General features: G+C 56.1%; 1 protein-coding gene. It reads right to left on the reverse strand.

Annotated features, from left to right (window positions below; all coding sequences use genetic code 11):
* Positions 1-239, reverse strand: a 239-nt coding sequence (locus tag HBA93_RS23280) for an AAA family ATPase (protein WP_221724801.1), incomplete at both ends; no start/stop codon positions are given.

Consider the following 239-nt stretch of genomic DNA (forward strand, 5'->3'; position numbering starts at 1 on the left):
CGCAACGGTTGTGCCTTCGACGAGCGGCAGCAAATCACGCTGCACCCCTTCGCGGGAAACCCCTGCCCCTGTACCGCCTTCACGTGATGCGATCTTGTCGATCTCATCAAGGAAAACAATACCGTCGTTCTGGGTTGCTTCCAGCGCTTCCTGTGTCACCTGATCCTGATCCAGCAGCTTGTCGGATTCATCATTGATCAGCAGCGCATAGGATTCTTTGACGCTCGTCTTGCGCGGCT

Origin of the sequence: Ochrobactrum sp. SFR4 (assembly GCF_019730395.1) — a bacterium.
In the GTDB taxonomy this organism is placed as follows: Bacteria; Pseudomonadota; Alphaproteobacteria; order Rhizobiales; family Rhizobiaceae; genus Pseudochrobactrum.